Below are 545 nucleotides of genomic sequence, written 5' to 3' on the forward strand. Positions count from 1 at the left end.
CAAACGAAAACCAATGATGCTTCAGGTAAAGTAGCCTTCGATGCGCTCACTTATAAGAATAATGAGGTTGGTATTCATAAGTACACTGTAGAAGAAGTCGCAGGTTCAGAAGCCGGAATGAGTTATGACCCAATGAAGGCAGAGGTTACAGTTACTGTCACGAAAGATGGTCATACCCTTACAGCGACTAAAGCTCTTCCAACAGATACCGAATTTAATAATGCTTTCACACCGGCGGCAACCAGCGCCCAATTCAAGTTCACGAAGAAACTTGAAGGCAAAGTCCTAGAGGCAGATGCTTTCAGCTTCGAGTTGCTTGAAGACGGTCAAGTTCTCCAAACGAAGAAGAATGGGGCAGACGGCACGATCCAATTTGACGCTATTTCATATGATAAAGAAGGTACACATACCTACACTGTTCGTGAAGTGGCAGGCACAGATACAGATATTGACTACGATACTATGAACGCTGAAGTGACAGTTAAGGTCACAAAAGACGCAACAACTGGTATCTTGACAGCCAATGTTGTAATGCCAGCGGATAG

General features: G+C 44.0%; 1 protein-coding gene. It reads left to right on the plus strand.

The features are described 5' to 3' along the window. A partial coding sequence (locus tag HMPREF3112_RS01220) for a Spy0128 family protein (protein ID WP_305366746.1) occupies nucleotides 1-545 on the plus strand: 545 nt, incomplete at both ends.

The organism is Streptococcus sp. HMSC10E12 (genome assembly GCF_001807855.1).
GTDB classification, from domain to species: Bacteria; Bacillota; Bacilli; order Lactobacillales; family Streptococcaceae; genus Streptococcus; species Streptococcus salivarius.